The 15,594-nt window shown below is 50.1% G+C and carries 17 protein-coding genes; 13 read left to right on the top strand and 4 right to left on the bottom strand.

Annotated elements, in window-relative coordinates:
- The first annotated feature begins 4 nt into the window (after positions 1 to 4).
- From fliQ to H7F08_RS02060, 9 genes are read left to right on the top strand one after another with little or no spacing between them, the layout of a single operon-like run.
- A complete protein-coding gene (fliQ, locus tag H7F08_RS02100) occupies positions 5 to 277 on the top strand; it encodes a flagellar biosynthesis protein FliQ (protein WP_010639942.1) in 273 nt (90 codons plus the stop codon).
- Complete coding sequence (fliR, locus tag H7F08_RS02095) at positions 274 to 1,065, top strand: flagellar biosynthetic protein FliR (protein ID WP_193639741.1); 792 nt, start codon at positions 274 to 276, stop codon at positions 1,063 to 1,065. The genes fliQ and fliR overlap by 4 nt, the downstream gene beginning before the upstream one ends.
- A gap of 34 nt (positions 1,066 to 1,099) precedes the next feature.
- Positions 1,100 to 2,227 (top strand): flagellar biosynthesis protein FlhB, encoded by a 1,128-nt coding sequence (flhB, locus tag H7F08_RS02090; RefSeq protein ID WP_193639740.1) that lies wholly within the window; start codon positions 1,100 to 1,102, stop codon positions 2,225 to 2,227.
- Positions 2,228 to 2,230: 3 nt separating this feature from the next.
- Positions 2,231 to 4,285, top strand: a complete 2,055-nt coding sequence (gene flhA, locus H7F08_RS02085; protein ID WP_193639739.1) for a flagellar biosynthesis protein FlhA — start codon at positions 2,231 to 2,233, stop codon at positions 4,283 to 4,285.
- A gap of 43 nt (positions 4,286 to 4,328) precedes the next feature.
- Positions 4,329 to 5,516 (top strand): flagellar biosynthesis protein FlhF, encoded by a 1,188-nt coding sequence (gene flhF, locus H7F08_RS02080; RefSeq protein ID WP_193639738.1) that lies wholly within the window; start codon positions 4,329 to 4,331, stop codon positions 5,514 to 5,516.
- A 20-nt stretch (positions 5,517 to 5,536) separates the two neighbouring features.
- Complete coding sequence (locus tag H7F08_RS02075; protein ID WP_029316181.1) at positions 5,537 to 6,415, top strand: MinD/ParA family protein; 879 nt, start codon at positions 5,537 to 5,539, stop codon at positions 6,413 to 6,415.
- A 35-nt stretch (positions 6,416 to 6,450) separates the two neighbouring features.
- Entirely contained in the window at positions 6,451 to 7,140 is a 690-nt protein-coding gene (fliA, locus tag H7F08_RS02070; RefSeq protein ID WP_226831072.1) for an RNA polymerase sigma factor FliA, read from the top strand.
- A 12-nt stretch (positions 7,141 to 7,152) separates the two neighbouring features.
- Positions 7,153 to 7,896 carry a flagellar motor protein gene (locus tag H7F08_RS02065; RefSeq protein WP_010639927.1) on the top strand — a complete coding sequence of 248 codons (744 nt, stop codon included), beginning with the start codon at positions 7,153 to 7,155 and terminating at the stop codon, positions 7,894 to 7,896.
- A gap of 11 nt (positions 7,897 to 7,907) precedes the next feature.
- A complete protein-coding gene (locus tag H7F08_RS02060; protein ID WP_157999039.1) occupies positions 7,908 to 8,063 on the top strand; it encodes a hypothetical protein in 156 nt (51 codons plus the stop codon).
- On the opposite strand, the gene H7F08_RS02055 is transcribed toward H7F08_RS02060, so the two are convergent.
- Both H7F08_RS02055 and H7F08_RS02050 read right to left on the bottom strand, forming a co-directional pair.
- Positions 8,042 to 9,604 (bottom strand): GGDEF domain-containing protein, encoded by a 1,563-nt coding sequence (locus H7F08_RS02055; protein WP_193639736.1) that lies wholly within the window; start codon positions 9,602 to 9,604, stop codon positions 8,042 to 8,044. The two genes, H7F08_RS02060 and H7F08_RS02055, sit on opposite strands and share 22 nt — an antisense overlap.
- A 69-nt stretch (positions 9,605 to 9,673) precedes the next feature.
- Positions 9,674 to 10,555, bottom strand: a complete 882-nt coding sequence (locus H7F08_RS02050) for a GGDEF domain-containing protein (protein ID WP_010639923.1) — start codon at positions 10,553 to 10,555, stop codon at positions 9,674 to 9,676.
- Between the two features lie 143 nt (positions 10,556 to 10,698).
- Between H7F08_RS02050 and H7F08_RS02045 the strand changes: the two genes are divergently transcribed.
- Genes H7F08_RS02045 through motB form a run of 4 tightly spaced genes read left to right on the top strand, consistent with a single transcriptional unit; the run spans position 10,699 to position 13,575 of the window.
- Positions 10,699 to 11,133, top strand: coding sequence for a flagellar protein FliS (locus tag H7F08_RS02045; RefSeq protein WP_010639921.1), 435 nt, complete (start codon positions 10,699 to 10,701; stop codon positions 11,131 to 11,133).
- 38 nt (positions 11,134 to 11,171) lie between these two features.
- Entirely contained in the window at positions 11,172 to 11,681 is a 510-nt protein-coding gene (gene fliL, locus H7F08_RS02040) for a flagellar basal body-associated protein FliL (protein WP_193639735.1), read from the top strand.
- Positions 11,682 to 11,694: 13 nt separating this feature from the next.
- On the top strand, positions 11,695 to 12,555 hold the full coding sequence (gene motA / locus H7F08_RS02035) for a flagellar motor stator protein MotA (protein WP_024892718.1): 861 nt from the start codon (positions 11,695 to 11,697) through the stop codon (positions 12,553 to 12,555).
- A gap of 6 nt (positions 12,556 to 12,561) precedes the next feature.
- Positions 12,562 to 13,575, top strand: coding sequence for a flagellar motor protein MotB (motB, locus tag H7F08_RS02030; RefSeq protein ID WP_010639913.1), 1,014 nt, complete (start codon positions 12,562 to 12,564; stop codon positions 13,573 to 13,575).
- Between the two features lie 99 nt (positions 13,576 to 13,674).
- On the opposite strand, the gene H7F08_RS15695 is transcribed toward motB, so the two are convergent.
- Both H7F08_RS15695 and H7F08_RS02020 read right to left on the bottom strand, forming a co-directional pair.
- A complete protein-coding gene (locus tag H7F08_RS15695; RefSeq protein WP_319803957.1) occupies positions 13,675 to 15,372 on the bottom strand; it encodes a diguanylate cyclase in 1,698 nt (565 codons plus the stop codon).
- Between the two features lie 15 nt (positions 15,373 to 15,387).
- The coding region (locus H7F08_RS02020) for a transposase (RefSeq protein ID WP_193639733.1) at positions 15,388 to 15,594 on the bottom strand (207 nt) is incomplete at its 5' end.

Raw genomic sequence — 15,594 nt, 5'->3', positions numbered from 1 at the left:
AATTATGACTCCTGAAAGTGTTATTGATGTGGGGCAACAGGCTATCTGGACGACGCTCCTGCTTTCTGCTCCGCTCTTGGGTATTGCTCTGGTGGTCGGGGTGCTGGTCAGCATTTTCCAGGCGGCTACGCAAATCAACGAAATGACCCTGAGTTTTGTGCCCAAGGTGATTGCCATGGGCTTGGTCATGGTTATTCTCGGACCCTGGATGTTGCATTTGATGATGGATTATACCATCCAGCTTTTTCATAATATTCCTCATCTTATTGATCAATGATTCACTTTACCAGTCTGCAATTAGAGCACTGGATCGGCCTGGTCTTCTGGCCTTTCGTACGGGTGCTTGCGTTACTTTCCACTGCCCCGGTATTCAGTGCGACGCAAGTACCTGTGCAGGTTCGGGTAGGCTTGGCGCTGCTGATCAGCGTGGCTATTGCCCCGGCATTGCCGGCCATGCCCGCCGTGCATTTCCTGAGCGGCGAAGGGGTGGTTCTCCTGATTCAGCAATTATTGATTGGTTTTGGACTGGGTTTTGCCGTTACCCTGATTTTCAGCGTGATCCAGTTTTCTGGTTCGGTGATCAGTTTGCAGATGGGGCTTGGTTTCAGCAGCTTTTTTGACCCTGTTACCGGTGTGCAAGTCCCGACCTTGTCCAATTTTCTGAATTTGCTGGTGCTGCTGCTGTTCATGGGGATGAATGGACAATTGCTGGTACTCGCAACCTTGATGCGCAGCTTTACCTTGTTGCCGGTCAGCGCCAGCCTCAGCCTTAACCCCTCAACCTGGCATTTGCTGGTCAGCGAAGGTGCCGTGATATTTTCCCTGGGCCTGGCCATTTCCACGCCGGTATTGGGTACATTAATACTGGTCAATATTGCCTTGGGGATATTGGGAAAGCTGGCACCTCAACTGAACATCTTCGTAATTGGCTTTCCGCTATTGTTGGGACTTGGGCTGCTGGCCATTTATATATTCATGCCCGCCATGCAGATGCTGGTTGAACATTTGCTGAGCATGTCCATGAGCTTTGCCGGTAAAACCATGTTGACGGCGGCACAGCCATGACTATTCAGCCACACCTCATTAGAGAGGCCGTCTGATGGCGGAAGAAAACGCGCAGGAACGCACTGAAGCGGCGACGCCGAAACGTCAGGAGGACGCCCGCAAAAAAGGCCAGGTGGCGCGCTCCCGGGAGCTGTCTACCAGTGCTCTGTTACTGGTTTCTGCGAGTTTGTTTTATGTGTTTGCGGACCATATTTATCAAAATCTTTCTACTTTTTTATATGCCGGCCTACATTTGTCTACTCCCGAAATGACGGATTCTGGTGATTTGCTCAGACATTTTGCACGTATGTTAATGATGGCTACCTGGATGACCTTGCCTTACTTCCTGATTTTGCTGGTGGCAGTTATTGCGTCGGGACTGATGGTCGGCGGTTGGGTTTTCAGTACCCAATCCTTAATACCGGATTTTACCAAGCTGGATCCAATCAGCGGTGCCCAGAAAATCATCTCCAAACATGGTGCTCTGGAACTGGTGAAAGCGGTTTTGAAAACCCTGGTGATCGGTGGCTTCGGGGTGACCCTGCTTTGGGCGCAGCGTAACGCACTGTTCGGCCTGGTAGCGCAAACCCCCGATCATGCTCTTTTACATCTGATGCGAATGAGCGGACTGGTTTTTTTGATCCTCTCCGCCACCACACTGTTGATCGTGCTTTTTGACGTACCTTTCCAGATCTGGACCCTGAATCAGAAGTTGAAAATGTCCCGTCAGGAAATCAAGGATGAAATGAAAGAGTCGGATGGTAATCCTGAAATCAAATCCAAAGTGCGCGCCATGCAGCGGGAAATGGCGCGCCGGCGGATGATGGCAGCCATTCCTAAAGCCGATGTCATTGTGACCAACCCAACCCACTATGCCGTTGCCCTGCGATATAAAGAAGGGGAACAACGTGCCCCCATGTTACTCGCCAAAGGTGCCGATCTGGTGGCTGCTAAGATTCGTGAAATTGCCGCCGAACACCACATTCCTATTGTCGAAGCACCACCATTGGCGCGCGCTCTGTTTCATCATGTCGAACTGGAGCAGGAAATTCCCTTGAGCTTGTATCGGGCAGTGGCAGAACTTCTCGCCTATTTATATCAATTACGGGTGGCTGCTCCGCAGCAGTATCCGCCATTGCCGGAGACCTGGTCTGTTCCGGCAGAACTGGACAAACGGGATTAAGCGATGAATTTTATCAGCCGTCTCTTGCAAAAACTCAACTGGCATACCCTGGCCGCGCCCATACTGGTGATTATGGTGCTGGCCATGCTGATTATCCCGCTACCCACTTTTCTGCTGGATATTCTGTTTACGTTCAATATTACCCTGGGGTTGATTATTCTGTTGGTCAGCCTTTACATGAAGCGGCCCCTCGAATTTGCCGCCTTTCCTACGGCCTTATTGCTGACGACTCTGCTGCGCTTGTCCCTGAACGTGGCTGCTGCGCGAATTATTCTCCTGCATGGACAGAATGGTCCGGGCGCCGCAGGGCAGGTGATTGAATCTTTCGGTCAGTTTGTGGTGGGTGGAGATTACGTCGTTGGCATTATTGTTTTCGCCATTCTGGTGATCATCAATTTTGTGGTGATTACCAAAGGGGCTGGTCGTATTGCCGAAGTCAGCGCCCGTTTTACCCTGGATGCCATGCCCGGCAAACAAATGGCCATTGATGCCGATTTAAATGCAGGAATTATCGATCAGGAAGAGGCTCATCGGCGGCGCAGCGAAATTGCGCAGGAAGCCGACTTTTTCGGATCGATGGATGGTGCCAGCAAATTTGTACGCGGTGATGCGGTAGCGGCCATTTTGATTCTGTTTATCAACCTGATTGGTGGTCTGATTATTGGCATTTGGCAGCATGGTCTGAGTTTGAGTACAGCCGCCCACGATTATACCTTGTTGAGTATTGGTGATGCCCTGGTTGCACAGATTCCGGCTTTGGTCATATCCATAGCGGCCGGTATTGTGGTCAGCACCGTCAATACCGGTCAGGATTTGGGCAAGCAGCTGATCGGCCAGGTATTTCAAAATAGAGAAGTGATGACTATTGTGGCTGTTATTTTGGCCATTCTGGGTCTGATTCCAGGGATGCCTCATTTGCCTTTCCTGGGTGCGGCAGCCTTGCTGGGCGCAATCGTCTGGTATGGCAAACAGGTTAAAGCGCCGGAAAAAGTTGTCGAGCCCCCTGTTGGTGCTACAGAGCCGGAGGAGGTGACCTGGGCGAGTGTGGAGCCATTGGATCCTTTGGGACTGGAGGTCGGGTATCGTTTGATTCCGCTGGTGGACAAAGGCCAGGGTGGAGAATTACTGGCTCGAATTCGCGGGGTTCGCAAAAAATTTGCCCAGGATTTTGGATTTCTGGTACCGGCAGTCCATGTTCGGGACAATCTGGAATTGAGGCCGACGGCCTACCGTATTAACGTCAAAGGCGTGGAGGTGGGGGGTGGGGAGGTGTTTCCGGATTTGCTGCTGGCGATTGATCCCGGAAATGTTCTCGGAAAAATCGCGGGCACCCCGACCACTGATCCCTCTTTTGGATTGCCCGCTGTTTGGATTGATAAGGATGAACGCGATAAAAGCGTGGCTTTAGGCTATACCGTGGTGGACCCGGCCACCGTCATTGCCACCCAGTTGCACCAGATTCTCCAAAGCCATGGTGCGGACTTGCTGGGTCGGGAAGAAGTGGAAGGCTTGCTTTCTCATTTGGCCAGCCGTTCTCCCAAACTGGTAGAAGATGTCATTCCCAAAATGCTTTCCCCGGACAAGCTGAAAAAAGTTTTGCAAAACCTCCTGAATGAGGGCGTCCCGATTCGCGATATGCGCACTATCGTCGAAATTTTGGCGGAGCATGCACTCCAAAGCCAGGATGTTGACGAATTGACGGCAGCCGTGCGCACCGCTCTGGGTCCCTACATTGTTCAGGGGCTGTTTCCCGGGCAGTCCGAACTACCTGTTGCCGTGCTGGACGGGCAGTTGGAACACTTATTGCAAGAGAGTCTGCGCAATAGTAACGGCGAAGCTTTGGAGCCGGGTTTGGCTCAACGCGTACTGGAAAAGGCAGGGGACTTGATGCAGCAAATGGAGGCAGGGGGGATGCAGCCGGTATTGTTGGCCATGGCCCCCATGCGCACGTTTTTGGCGCGTTTTCTGGCGCGCAGTGCGCCCCGGATGCGGGTTCTTTCTTATGCGGAAATACCCGAAAGTAAAAAAATCAGGGTGGTGGCTACCCTGGGTGCCTGATTTTTCAGGATGGTGCCTGAACGTCTAACAGGAGTCAGTTTTTATGAAAATCAAACGATTTAGTGGTGCCAACACCCGAGAAATTCTCCAGCAGATTCGGGGCACTTTGGGTCCTGAAGCCGTAATACTCTCCAATCGCGAGTCTGACGGAGCGGTAGAAATAGTTGCCGCCATTGATTTTGATGAAAAACAATGGAATGAAACCCAATCCATCCCGGCCTGGCCGGAGCCTTTGCGTACCCATCCGGAAAAAACGGAAGCATTCCAGCCAGCACAGCTACCGGCGCAAGGGGCTACAATAGCACCGTCACAATCTTCGACAAATGCCTCGCCACGTGCCATGTCTCAGCCACTGGCATCCGCACCATTGCGAGATGAACTGCAAGCCCTCAAACAGCTGGTGGAAAGACGTTGGGGGCCGCAACCCGTGCAGCAATCTGCTCAGGAAGCCTTGAGGGAGATGGGCTTTTCGGAGGAATGGATTTCGGAGTTTCTGGAGCAGGGCGAATGCCGGGAGTGGGAGCTGAAATTGCTCAACACTCTCCAGGAAAAAGTCGGGATTAGCCAGACATCTCTGGAAAAACCAGGTTTGTTTGTTTTGTTGGGACCAACAGGCTCGGGTAAAACCACCAGCATCGCCAAGTTGGCTGCTGCTCAGGTTCTCCGTCATGGACCTCACTCGGTGGCCCTTCTGACTACCGATACTTACCGGATTGCCGGTGTTGAACAGCTCGAAATCTATGCGCGGATTCTCGGTGTTCCCCTTGATGTGATCAAAGGTCCCGAGGATCTGTTGAAATCCCTGGAAAAGCATCGTGACCGCTCATGGATATTCATTGATACCATCGGCATGGGACCCAGGGATCCCCGCCTGAATGAACAACTCCAGTGGTTTGCGGCGCTGGGCGCTGATGCGCAAAGATTTTTACTGATTCCTGCCAGTCTCAGTGGGCGAAATCTGGCTACTGTCCTGCAACCTTATACGGATATTCCTCTCAGTGGAGCCATCATTTCCAAGATCGATGAAACTCCGGCCTTTGCGGCAGTGCTGGAATGGCTTGCCGCACAGCATTTGCCCGTTGCCTGGTATAGCGACGGCCAGAAAGTCCCGGAAGATATGCATGAGGCGCCGTGGGAGCAAATAATGAACTTGCTCAAAATGAATGGCGCGCTCCATAAGGAGAGACTGGCAGATGATCCGGGGAGCCGTTACCATGGCACCCAGTTATGAATGAATCCGGATTAAATCCAATGGTTCAGGACGAATACAGAGTAGATCAAGCAGAAGGCTTGCGCCGAATGCGGGCAAGAAAACCAATCAAGGTGATCGCCATTGCCAGTGGCAAGGGCGGGGTGGGCAAAACCAATATCGCCGTTAATCTGGCGGTGGCTTTGGCGCAACAGGGGGCCAAGCCCCTGCTTTTTGATGCGGACCTTGGTCTCGGCAATGTCGATGTGCTGTTGGGGCTCAGTCCACGCTATAACCTGTCGCATGTCATTTCCGGCGAAAAAAGCATGGAAGAAGTGCTCATTACCGGCCCCTGGAATATCCGCATCCTGCCCGCTGCCAGTGGAGTGGCACAGATGGCCAATCTGGATACACAGTCTCAGGCCAATTTGATTCAGGGTATTGGTGATCTGAGTCTGGATATGGATTATCTGTTGATAGACCTGCCAGCCGGTATCGCCGGTGATGTGCTGACATTCAGTCAGGCAGCACAGGAGGTTCTGGTAGTGCTGTCCAATGAGCCTGCTTCCATTACAGATGCCTATGCGTTGATCAAGGTGCTTAGCCGTAATCACGGAGTGCGTCGTTTCAAGGTGTTGCCCAACATGGTCAGGGATCGAAGAGAAGGGGATGCCTTGTTCCAGCGTATTGCCAAAGTAGCCGACGGATTTCTGGATGTGACCTTGGAACAGATTGGCAGTGTTCCGCTGGATCCTGCCCTGCGCGCGGCGGTTCGTTCCCAGAAAGCGGTGGTGGAAATGTATCCGGATGCCCCGGTTTCGCGCGCACTGCAGGATTTGGCTATGGCGGTTGAACGTTGGCCACACGCCTATAATGCTTCAGGACATATGGCTTTTTTCATGGAGCGTCTACTGATGAAACATCCTGAGATATCCATCTGATGAGCGCTCGGCGGGCCGTGGAACCATCCGTTGCAATGAGTGCAGAGGTGGCGCGTTTCACGCCACTGGTGCAGCGCATTGCCCAGCGGGTGTGGGCCCGATTGCCGGCCAATATTGAATTGGCGGATCTGGTTCAGGCGGGCTTGATTGGTTTGATGGATGCGCTTTCCGGCCAGGAAAATAATCCGGGTGAAGCTTTTGTAGCTTATGCCAGTTTGCGTATCCGTGGCAGTATCATGGATGAGCTGCGTAATCAGGATTGGCTTCCCCGGCGTGCGCGGGCCAAGGAGCAATCTATACGCAAAGCCATTACGCGCCTTGAACAGCAACTGGGGCGCGCGCCTGAAGAAGAAGAAATTGCCGCTGCTTTGGGGTGGAATCTCAAAACCTATCAATCGGCTTTGCAGGATACGGGTGGACAAATTGTTTATCTGGAAGATTTAAGCGCGGATCAGGATGTTTTTGCGGGACGTTATTTGCGCGACAAAACCCCTGACATGACCACCATATTGGGTTCTGCGGAATTCGCTCGAGATCTTCAAGGTAGCATAAAATGCCTCCCCGAACGGGAGCAGCAGGTATTAGCCCTGTACTATCAGGAAGAGTTGACCCTGAAAGAAATCGGCATTGTGCTTGAAGTCACGGAGTCCCGGGTTAGCCAGATTATGCGTCAGGCGATTTTGCGTTTGCGCAGTAATCTTGGTGATTGGAATGATGCTCCGTAAAATGGGTGCTACATGGATTTTTTGACAATCATAGGGCTGGTGGTGGCCTTTGGCGGGATATTTTTAGGACAATTGCTGGAGGGCGGTAAGCTGAGTTCTGTTTTGCAGCTTACGGCTTTTATCATAGTCATTGGCGGCACCATGGGTGCCGTGATGGTGCAGTATCGGCTCCCGGTTTTTGTACGTTCTTTGAAAATGGTGCCGTGGATTATTTTGCCCCCCAAAACAGATCCTCAACCGATTATTCAAGAGCTTCTGGAATGGAGTAATACAGCGCGCAAAAATGGCCTGCTGGCTTTGGAAGGATTATTGGAGAGCGTCACCGATCCATTTATGCGTAAAGGGCTGCAGATGCTGGTAGATGGTTCAGAGCCTGCCAAAATCCGTGCTACCCTCGAAGTGGATATGGATTCCCGCTCGGAAATTGAACGTCAGGCGGCGCGGGTATTTGAGTCAGCGGGCGGATACTCACCGACCATAGGTATCCTCGGTGCGGTTTTGGGTTTGATACACGTGATGGAAAACCTTGCCGATCCGGCTAAGTTGGGAGCGGGTATCGCCACAGCCTTCGTTGCCACGATATATGGGGTGGGCTCTGCCAATTTGCTGTTTCTGCCCATTTCCAACAAGCTTAAGGGTATTGTTCACCAGCAGAATTATTTGCGGGAGATGATCATTGAAGGTCTGGTCGGCATTGCGGAAGGAGAAAATCCAAAACTTATTGAAGGACGACTTCAAAGCTTTTATGCGGAATAAGGAGCACCCAAATGGCTGATATTCCTTTTCGTCCAGTAGAAACCGGCACTCAACCCGTCCAACCTTTGCGTCCTGTCAGTCAGGATCAAAAGCAAAATCCAAAGTCGCCCAAAACCCCGAAGCGCAAGAAGGGCGAGCCTGGGCATCAAGTGGATGAGTTTGCCTGATCAGCCAGGTAAATACGCTTGCGCCCATCTTTTTTAGCGCGATACATGGCCTTGTCAGCGGCAGCTATACTTTGTTCCTGACTACAGGAATTTTGCCAGACACTGATTCCTCCGCTGAAACTGATTTTCAGTGGCCGGTCTTGAGCTTGAAATAACTGCCGCCCCAGTTGGAGTTGCACACGCTCCAGAATATCCAATGCATTTTCCGGCGTTGTATCGGGCATCAAAATGACAAATTCTTCACCTCCGTAACGCGTGATGACGTCATTGGCGCGCAAGGTGTCCTGTAAAACCTTGGCCATTCCCCGTAACACCTGATCACCCAGATCGTGTCCATACTGATCATTGACTTTTTTGAAGTGATCAATATCGACAATGGCGACGGTCAGTGGCTGATTGAGACGTTGGGCTCGAGCGGATTCCCGCAAGAAGGCCGCATTCAGCCCCCTTCGATTCAGTGTTCCCGTCAAGGGATCCACGTGGACGAGCTGGCTGATGGATTCCATTTCTTCTTCCAACTTGCGAATTTTTTCCTGGGCAGCGCTCAGACGATTTTTTGCCTGGATCAAGGTGTTTCTTGCTTCAATGGATTGTTTGGTGATGTTCTTGCTGGTATTTAAGACCTTACTGACAATTTTTCGTATTTGCTGCCAATCTGTCGTGCTGTCCAGTTCATTGACCAGGCTCTCCAGTTGCTGGTGATTGCGTCCGTTTTCACCGGCCATGCTTTCGACAGACATCAGCACCAGATTCACGAGATCACGAATGGCCTCGCGGGCTTCTCTGACTTCAGATTTGAGTTTTCCTTGCTGAAAAATGACTTCTTTTACCCGATGGATTGCCAAATCCAGCTCTTCATGATTATCAGCCAATTGCACGGCCTGGCGCACCACATCCATTTGCCCGGACAAAAATGCATCATTATCAAGTAGGTCGGCAACGTTTCTCAGCAGTAATTGCAAAAGTTCCTGTAATCCTTTGCGTATTTTTATTTCTTTTTCATCCAGCTCCTGCTGGTGTTGTAAAATATCTCTGGCTAAAGGAAACAGAGCATCCGCTTGGATTTCTTTTTCGTTGAGAAGCCCATCCAGTTGCTCCAGAAGAAGTGCGCCAGGCGGGTCTTGGTCCCGTATAGAATGGCGGATAACCGTTTTGAATAATTTCTGCCAGCCTTCACAATTCACCTCTTCAGAAGCACCATGATTGGTTTCTTCGAGACTGGTTTTTACCTGACGTGTGGGAAGTTTTTCCCATTTTTGGAGAAGTTGTTCCATTTTTATGGCTAAAGTGCCGGTATTTTTTTCGTCCAGAAGCTGATTTTTAGCTAATATTTTTTGAAGATGCGATAAACCCGCTTGCGATCTTTCCCATTCCGTACAGAAGCGGCGCATAAGATGTTGCCAATTTATTTCGGGGGTGCTGTGTGCTCCAGAAATTTCATGATAGTACTGCGTATAATTTTCGGGGATCGGTGATAAACCAAGCTCCATAAGGCGTTTGAGGGCTTCCCGGGCAATTTCTGTGGGAGTTTTGTGGGTCATGCTGATAGTGCCTTTGATGCTTGCTACGCTCGCCGAATATCGTAATGACTTAACAGAAAAAAGGAAAGATCAAGGCAGCAGGCGCGCCTGGTTTCGCCCTTCATGTTTGGCCTGATACAGTGCGGCATCGGCAATGGCAATCCGTTCATGGGATGGCACATTAGGCAGCAAGGAGGTTATCCCGATGGAAATGGTTACCTGAACAGGGGCGTGTTGTTCCAGCGGAAAGGGAGCGGAGGCGATTTTTTGACACAATCTCTGCGCAGTTAGTAGGGCGCAGCTTTTATGCATTTGCGGAAATATAGTCAAAAACTCTTCGCCACCGTAGCGATACAATCCATCGTAAGGGCGCAGAGCAGAGTACAAACGGCGGGAAAGTTCCTTCAGGACAAGATCACCATTCAGATGTCCAAAGCGGTCATTGAAGCTCTTGAAATGATCCACATCCAGCATGGCAATAAATGCAGAAGCACCACGGTCAACCAAAGCCTGTTCGCGACAGAGGTCTTCCTCCATACGGCGACGATTAAGCAGGCCGGTGAGTGGATCCACTTCCCCCAGGTTTCTACTAAAAGCCACGATTTCGTCAAAACATTGGCGCTCAAGAGCCTCGGCAGCATTCATCACTGCAAATAAATTATTGGCAGGTTCCTCATTGAAATTGAGATCTTGCAGTCTTTGCAGAATGTTGTGGTAGCTTTTCTGGAGGTCCTGCCAAAACACTCGACGTGCTTCCGGGATCCGCGATTCCGGTGTATGTAAGGATTGCAGTACGTCCTGCTCAGCTTGTCGAGGTAATGGGCGTCCTTGCAGGTGCTCGCGTAGCCAAAGCTGCCAGAATGATTTCCATGCTTCATAAAAATTAACGAGGTCAGCCAGATAGGGGCTAGTGTCAACTTGAGAAGCATCATTTTGATGCGCGTATGTTTCAGTTTGTGATTGTGCTGTCATGACTCACCTCCGTTGGAGATTTAAAAGCAAAAGCCATGCCACTTTTCGACTTTTCCAGTTCTGGTCTTTGTGGAAGAGGCATCCTTAAGTTTTCCCCGCGATGTGCCGTTATCCTGTTTATTACGGGGGTGGGGAGATCCATTATGCACCATACATCAAAGCGATCTGCGCGTGACCAGCGTCTGGATTCCATTGAGCAAACCGATTTTTCACTGGTGCAGCTCGGTCTGGAAGGCGTTGTAGCCTATTTATTGCGCATCCAGAACGCCCTCGAGCACCGTGATTATACGGCCAAACGTGTGGCAGTAGAACGCGCCGAGCAACTCGTACAACATCTGCTTCTGCATTTAGGAGAAGAAACCCAAAAAGCAGTGATTCTGCGCCTGGACCGCTTGTATCGTTACCTGCTGCTCAAATTGGCCCACTGTAATATGTTCAATGATCTGGAGGCACTTTACGGTTGTGAGCCGATCATTGCGGATTTGCGACTGGAGTGGTCTATTGTGCACGGTGATCAGAGAGATGAAAATGTCCGGTTTTCCAGATTAATAGACTTTGATGATATGCTCGCTGGTTAAATCTATATTTTTGAATAATACATATAGGCAAGGACGCCATGGCAGAAAAAGCAGGAAAAAATAAACTCATTATCATCTTGATTGCAGTCATTGTTTTGCTGGTGATAGTTGGTGGTGCTGCTGTCTGGTGGTTCATGATGCGATCCACTGTCGCTCCGACCCCTGCACAAATCGCCCAACAACAGGCTAAACAAAAACTCCAGAACACCAAGTTCATTGATCTTGGCTCCCTGGTAACCAATTTGCAGAGTACAGATGGCAATACCCACTACATACAGGTTCAGATTCAGCTGAAAACTTATGACCCTTCGGTGGAAGCCTCAGTCAAATCGTATATGCCGGAAATTCGCAATGGCATTTTGCTATTATTGAGTGCCCAGAATGCCGATACGGTCAGCCAGCCAACAGTGCGTGATCAGCTCCTGCAAAAAATCAAAGAGTTGGTTAACAAGGTGCTGGAAACAGATGGCGGCGCCCTGGCTAAACCGACACCAGAGAAAAGCCCGCCTATAGCGGCCGTGTATTTTGCCAGTTTTGTTGTACAATAGTGGGATTTAGCACATGTTTCTGATCATCGGCTATGTGGTTGCACTGGGTGCCATTTTTGGTGGTTTCATGCTGGAAGGTGGTGCCATCACTGCACTGATCCAACCCTATGAACTGCTCATGATTGGCGGCGGTGCTTTCGGTGCTTTTTTTGCTGCGACATTTCCCCGAACCTTCAAGGCCGTCATTAAAGCCCTTCCACTCGCCTTCAAAGGGTCAAAGTACAACAAAGCCGTTTATATGGAACTACTCAGTTTGCTTAATGAGCTTTTTATTAAGATTCGCCAGGGTGGGCTCATGTCTATCGAGGGCGATGTTGATGATCCAACGGCTAGTGAATTATTTAAAAAATATCCACGTATTGTTGCGGATCATCATGTGATGGAGTTCTTGACCGACTACTTACGCCTGATGATTGGCGGAAATCTTGGCGCATTTGAAATGGAAAATCTCATGGATGTGGATATTGATACCCATCATCGGGAGATGGAAATTCCCATTCATGCCCTGGTTCGTACCGCCGACGGAATGCCTGCCTTCGGTATTGTTGCTGCGGTAATGGGCGTGGTAAATACCATGGGTTCCGTAGATAAGCCGCCTTCCGTGCTGGGTGAGTTGATTGCTGCAGCCTTGGTAGGGACTTTTCTGGGTATTCTTCTGGGTTATGCCGTTTTGTCGCCCTTGGCTTCGCGAATGGAAGATCGGGCAGCAGAAGGAAGTAAAATTTTTGAATGTATCAAAGTGGCGTTACTGGCGACTATGAATGCTTATCCGCCCCAGGTGGCTGTGGAATTTGGCCGTAAGGTTTTATATTCGACAGAACGTCCAAGCTTTCAAGAGTTGGACAATCATTTGCGGGAGCTCAAGGGGAAATGACAGATCATGGCTGAAGAGGGAAAAAATAAGCCTATTGTCATAAAACGCATCAAAAAAGGAGGCGGCGGAGGCCACGGTGGTGCCTGGAAAATCGCTTATGCGGATTTCATCACCGCCATGATGGCCTTCTTTTTGTTGATGTGGTTACTGGGGTCCACTACCAAAGCACAATTACAAGGGATTGCCCAGTGGTTTAAAAATCCTGAGAGGGTTTCATTGATGGGGGGACCCGGTAGTGGATCTTCCAATTCCATTTTGCCCGGCGGTGGCAAGAATCTGACGAAAACTGTTGGCGAAATTCAGCGCGGCGAAAAGCGGCAAAATCTTGCCAGTAATCCGACCCTCACTGCGGCTGTAGAAGCAGTGGATCGTAAGAATCTGGACCATTTGAAAAAAGCCCTGGAAGCACAAATTGCCAGCAACCCTGCGCTGGCGGCTTTTCGTCACCAGTTATTGATCAATATTACTCCGGAAGGATTGCGAATCCAGGTGGTGGATAGCGCCAAACGTTCCATGTTCCCGAATGGCAGCACTGTTCTGGAGCCTTATGCTCAGACGATTTTCAAGGCTATTGCACCAACCTTGAATCAATTACCCAATCAGATCAGTATTACCGGGCATACGGATGCCGTACGTTATGCTAATGGCGGCAAAGGCTACAGTAATTTCAATCTGTCGGCGGGACGTGCCAACGCTGTTCGCCAGGTGCTGGTTCAGAATGGTCTGGATGAAAGTAAAATACTGAGAGTAGTCGGCATGGGATCGGCGGTGTTGTACGTGCCTAAAGAGCCGGACTCTCCCTTGAATAGACGAGTAAGCATCGTAGTATTAAGTCAAAAAGCGGCATTGCGGATTGTTAATAATCAGAAAATGGAAAAAAGTGTGGATAATAGCAGTGCTGCTCAACAAATCATCGGTGGGGCCGCCGCCGAAAAGCCAACTATTGCCGGGAGTATGCCCGCAGCCACTCCAGGAGTGCTTCCATTGCCATTGGCCGCGCCCGCTAAAAGCCCTGGGTGAAAACCACCTAATTGCCAATGATCCGCAACTTGAAGACCTGCCAATAGGGCTATGGTCCCTCGACCCTCTGCAAAACCAGTTTTTGAATCAGGCCGATCATTATGCAGCACTCCCAGTAGCTTTGGGCGCACAAATCACCTGATTTCGACCATTTCGCTTGGCTTCAAGCAAAGCCTGATCCGCAGCACGCATTAATGTCTCGCTGTCAGTTATGTCTTCAGTTAATTCGGCAACACCGGCACTAATGGTAATGGGCGGCAGCTTGTCAGACAGACTCATGGCTTTGCGACGGATACGTTCGGCCAAGGCGGCTGCGTCTGTCAATTGGCATTGGAGGCAGACAATCATGAATTCTTCTCCTCCCACCCGTGCCGTAAGATCACCCACTCGTGACGTTTCCAGAAGCAGTTTTCCCATGGCTTCCAGTACCAGGTCTCCTTGATCATGGCCATGTTGATCATTGATTTGTTTGAAATAATCAATATCTATCATGATACAGCTTAAAATGCTTTGACTGCGCAGGGCATTCGACCAGTGCTGCTTCAGAAACTCATCCGCTCCGCGACGATTGGCAAGACCGGTTAATGCATCTTTCATAGCCATGGATTGTAACGAGTTATTTTGATGAATGAGTTTTTCGCAGTTACTTTCAAGTGAAGAAATGAATTCTACTATCTGTTGGGCTACAGCAAGTTTAGCTAATAGAACACTCCGGGATATAGTCTTGCTCAAATAATCGTTGGCACCGGCTTGCAAAGCTTCCACGGCATAGCTCTGATCGTAATGAGCCGTCAAAATAATAATGTACAGTCGGGGGCCAAACTCGCGGCGCAGCCGACGACATAAATCCAGACCGTCGATTTCGGGCATCACCCAATCCAACAGAATAATCCGAGGAGAATTTTTATAAATAATGGTGAAGGCTTCGTCTGCAGTGGAAGCCTGAAGGGTTTGATAACCGGCAGGCTCGAGAGTGCGCTGTAACAATGCTCGGTCTCCGGCCTGGTCATCTACCAGAAGTAGTGGTTTGTTGCGAATATCTTGGTGATCCTCTCGTAAACGCATCAACGTATTACGTATAGACTCCAGGTTTTCAAGTCCCGGGGGAGAATGCGGCAATTCAAAAATTTCGGCGATATCTCTCCACTCAGCGAGTATATGGTGAATCATGGTTACGAAGTGCGGCGTATTCATCCACCAGCTTTGGATGTTTTCCTGCAGGACTTCCAGGCTGCGATCAGACGCTGGAGACATGGCCCATTCAGTGATACTACGTCCGGCACCGAGAATGCGAATAAGGGTTTGCAGTCGATCTGGCGCGCTATTGGATGCGTGCTCAAGTTCGAAATCAGTGCCGGAACTGCAGTTTTCAATAGCCATAACCATGGTTTCCGGGAGTCGCCACTGCCGCATCAGAGCGGCAGTCAAATCATGACGACTAAATCCGAATTCATTTTTTTCCAGAATTTTCTGCTCAGCAAAACTTAGGCCTTTATTGTTAAATATGATGCTTTTTTCTGGAGCAGTACAGACCATCATCAAAGTGCCGATTTCACTTAATAAGCCAAAAATAAAAATCTCACCGGCGGGCCAGTTCCCGATTTCTTTTGCCAGGGCCTGCATAGCAATCGCCCGTAACAAGCTGGCTGACCAGAAACGATTCAAATCAAAATCAGGAGCGTCAGGAAGTTTTTCAGTGATCAGGGTAAGGCCCAGCGCCATGCGAACTACCACCTGCAGACCGATTCGCATCAAAGCTTCATCCAAAGATACAATCGGGCGCGAAGGACGATATATGGGTTCCTCGCTGTTTTAAGTGGGTAGCTTGAGATCCAGCTTACCCAGTACGAGGTAAGCCATGTTAATAAAATTCTTGTGGGTGCGATAGCCCCGTGCCCTGGATTTGGCGGACTGGAGCAGACTGTTGAAACCTTCCAGAGTGCCGTTACTCAGATGGCTCTCGAACCAACGTAGAATGCCGTCCCAGTGGTTCTGCATGGTATAGGCGACTTTCACCAA

The organism is Acidithiobacillus sp. HP-11 (assembly GCF_015100075.1).
GTDB classification, from domain to species: Bacteria; Pseudomonadota; Gammaproteobacteria; order Acidithiobacillales; family Acidithiobacillaceae; genus Acidithiobacillus; species Acidithiobacillus thiooxidans.
Note: the sequence above shows the minus strand (reverse complement) of the source record. Positions and strands in the feature narration are given on the sequence as shown.

Coding starts and splice junctions, on each gene's coding strand:
- fliQ (WP_010639942.1), top strand. CDS start 5: ATGACTCCTGAAAGTGTTATTGATGTGGGGCAACAGGCTATCTGGACG.
- fliR (WP_193639741.1), top strand. CDS start 274: ATGATTCACTTTACCAGTCTGCAATTAGAGCACTGGATCGGCCTGGTC.
- flhB (WP_193639740.1), top strand. CDS start 1,100: ATGGCGGAAGAAAACGCGCAGGAACGCACTGAAGCGGCGACGCCGAAA.
- flhA (WP_193639739.1), top strand. CDS start 2,231: ATGAATTTTATCAGCCGTCTCTTGCAAAAACTCAACTGGCATACCCTG.
- flhF (WP_193639738.1), top strand. CDS start 4,329: ATGAAAATCAAACGATTTAGTGGTGCCAACACCCGAGAAATTCTCCAG.
- H7F08_RS02075 (WP_029316181.1), top strand. CDS start 5,537: ATGGTTCAGGACGAATACAGAGTAGATCAAGCAGAAGGCTTGCGCCGA.
- fliA (WP_226831072.1), top strand. CDS start 6,451: ATGAGTGCAGAGGTGGCGCGTTTCACGCCACTGGTGCAGCGCATTGCC.
- H7F08_RS02065 (WP_010639927.1), top strand. CDS start 7,153: ATGGATTTTTTGACAATCATAGGGCTGGTGGTGGCCTTTGGCGGGATA.
- H7F08_RS02060 (WP_157999039.1), top strand. CDS start 7,908: ATGGCTGATATTCCTTTTCGTCCAGTAGAAACCGGCACTCAACCCGTC.
- H7F08_RS02055 (WP_193639736.1), bottom strand. CDS start 9,604: ATGACCCACAAAACTCCCACAGAAATTGCCCGGGAAGCCCTCAAACGC.
- H7F08_RS02050 (WP_010639923.1), bottom strand. CDS start 10,555: ATGACAGCACAATCACAAACTGAAACATACGCGCATCAAAATGATGCT.
- H7F08_RS02045 (WP_010639921.1), top strand. CDS start 10,699: ATGCACCATACATCAAAGCGATCTGCGCGTGACCAGCGTCTGGATTCC.
- fliL (WP_193639735.1), top strand. CDS start 11,172: ATGGCAGAAAAAGCAGGAAAAAATAAACTCATTATCATCTTGATTGCA.
- motA (WP_024892718.1), top strand. CDS start 11,695: ATGTTTCTGATCATCGGCTATGTGGTTGCACTGGGTGCCATTTTTGGT.
- motB (WP_010639913.1), top strand. CDS start 12,562: ATGGCTGAAGAGGGAAAAAATAAGCCTATTGTCATAAAACGCATCAAA.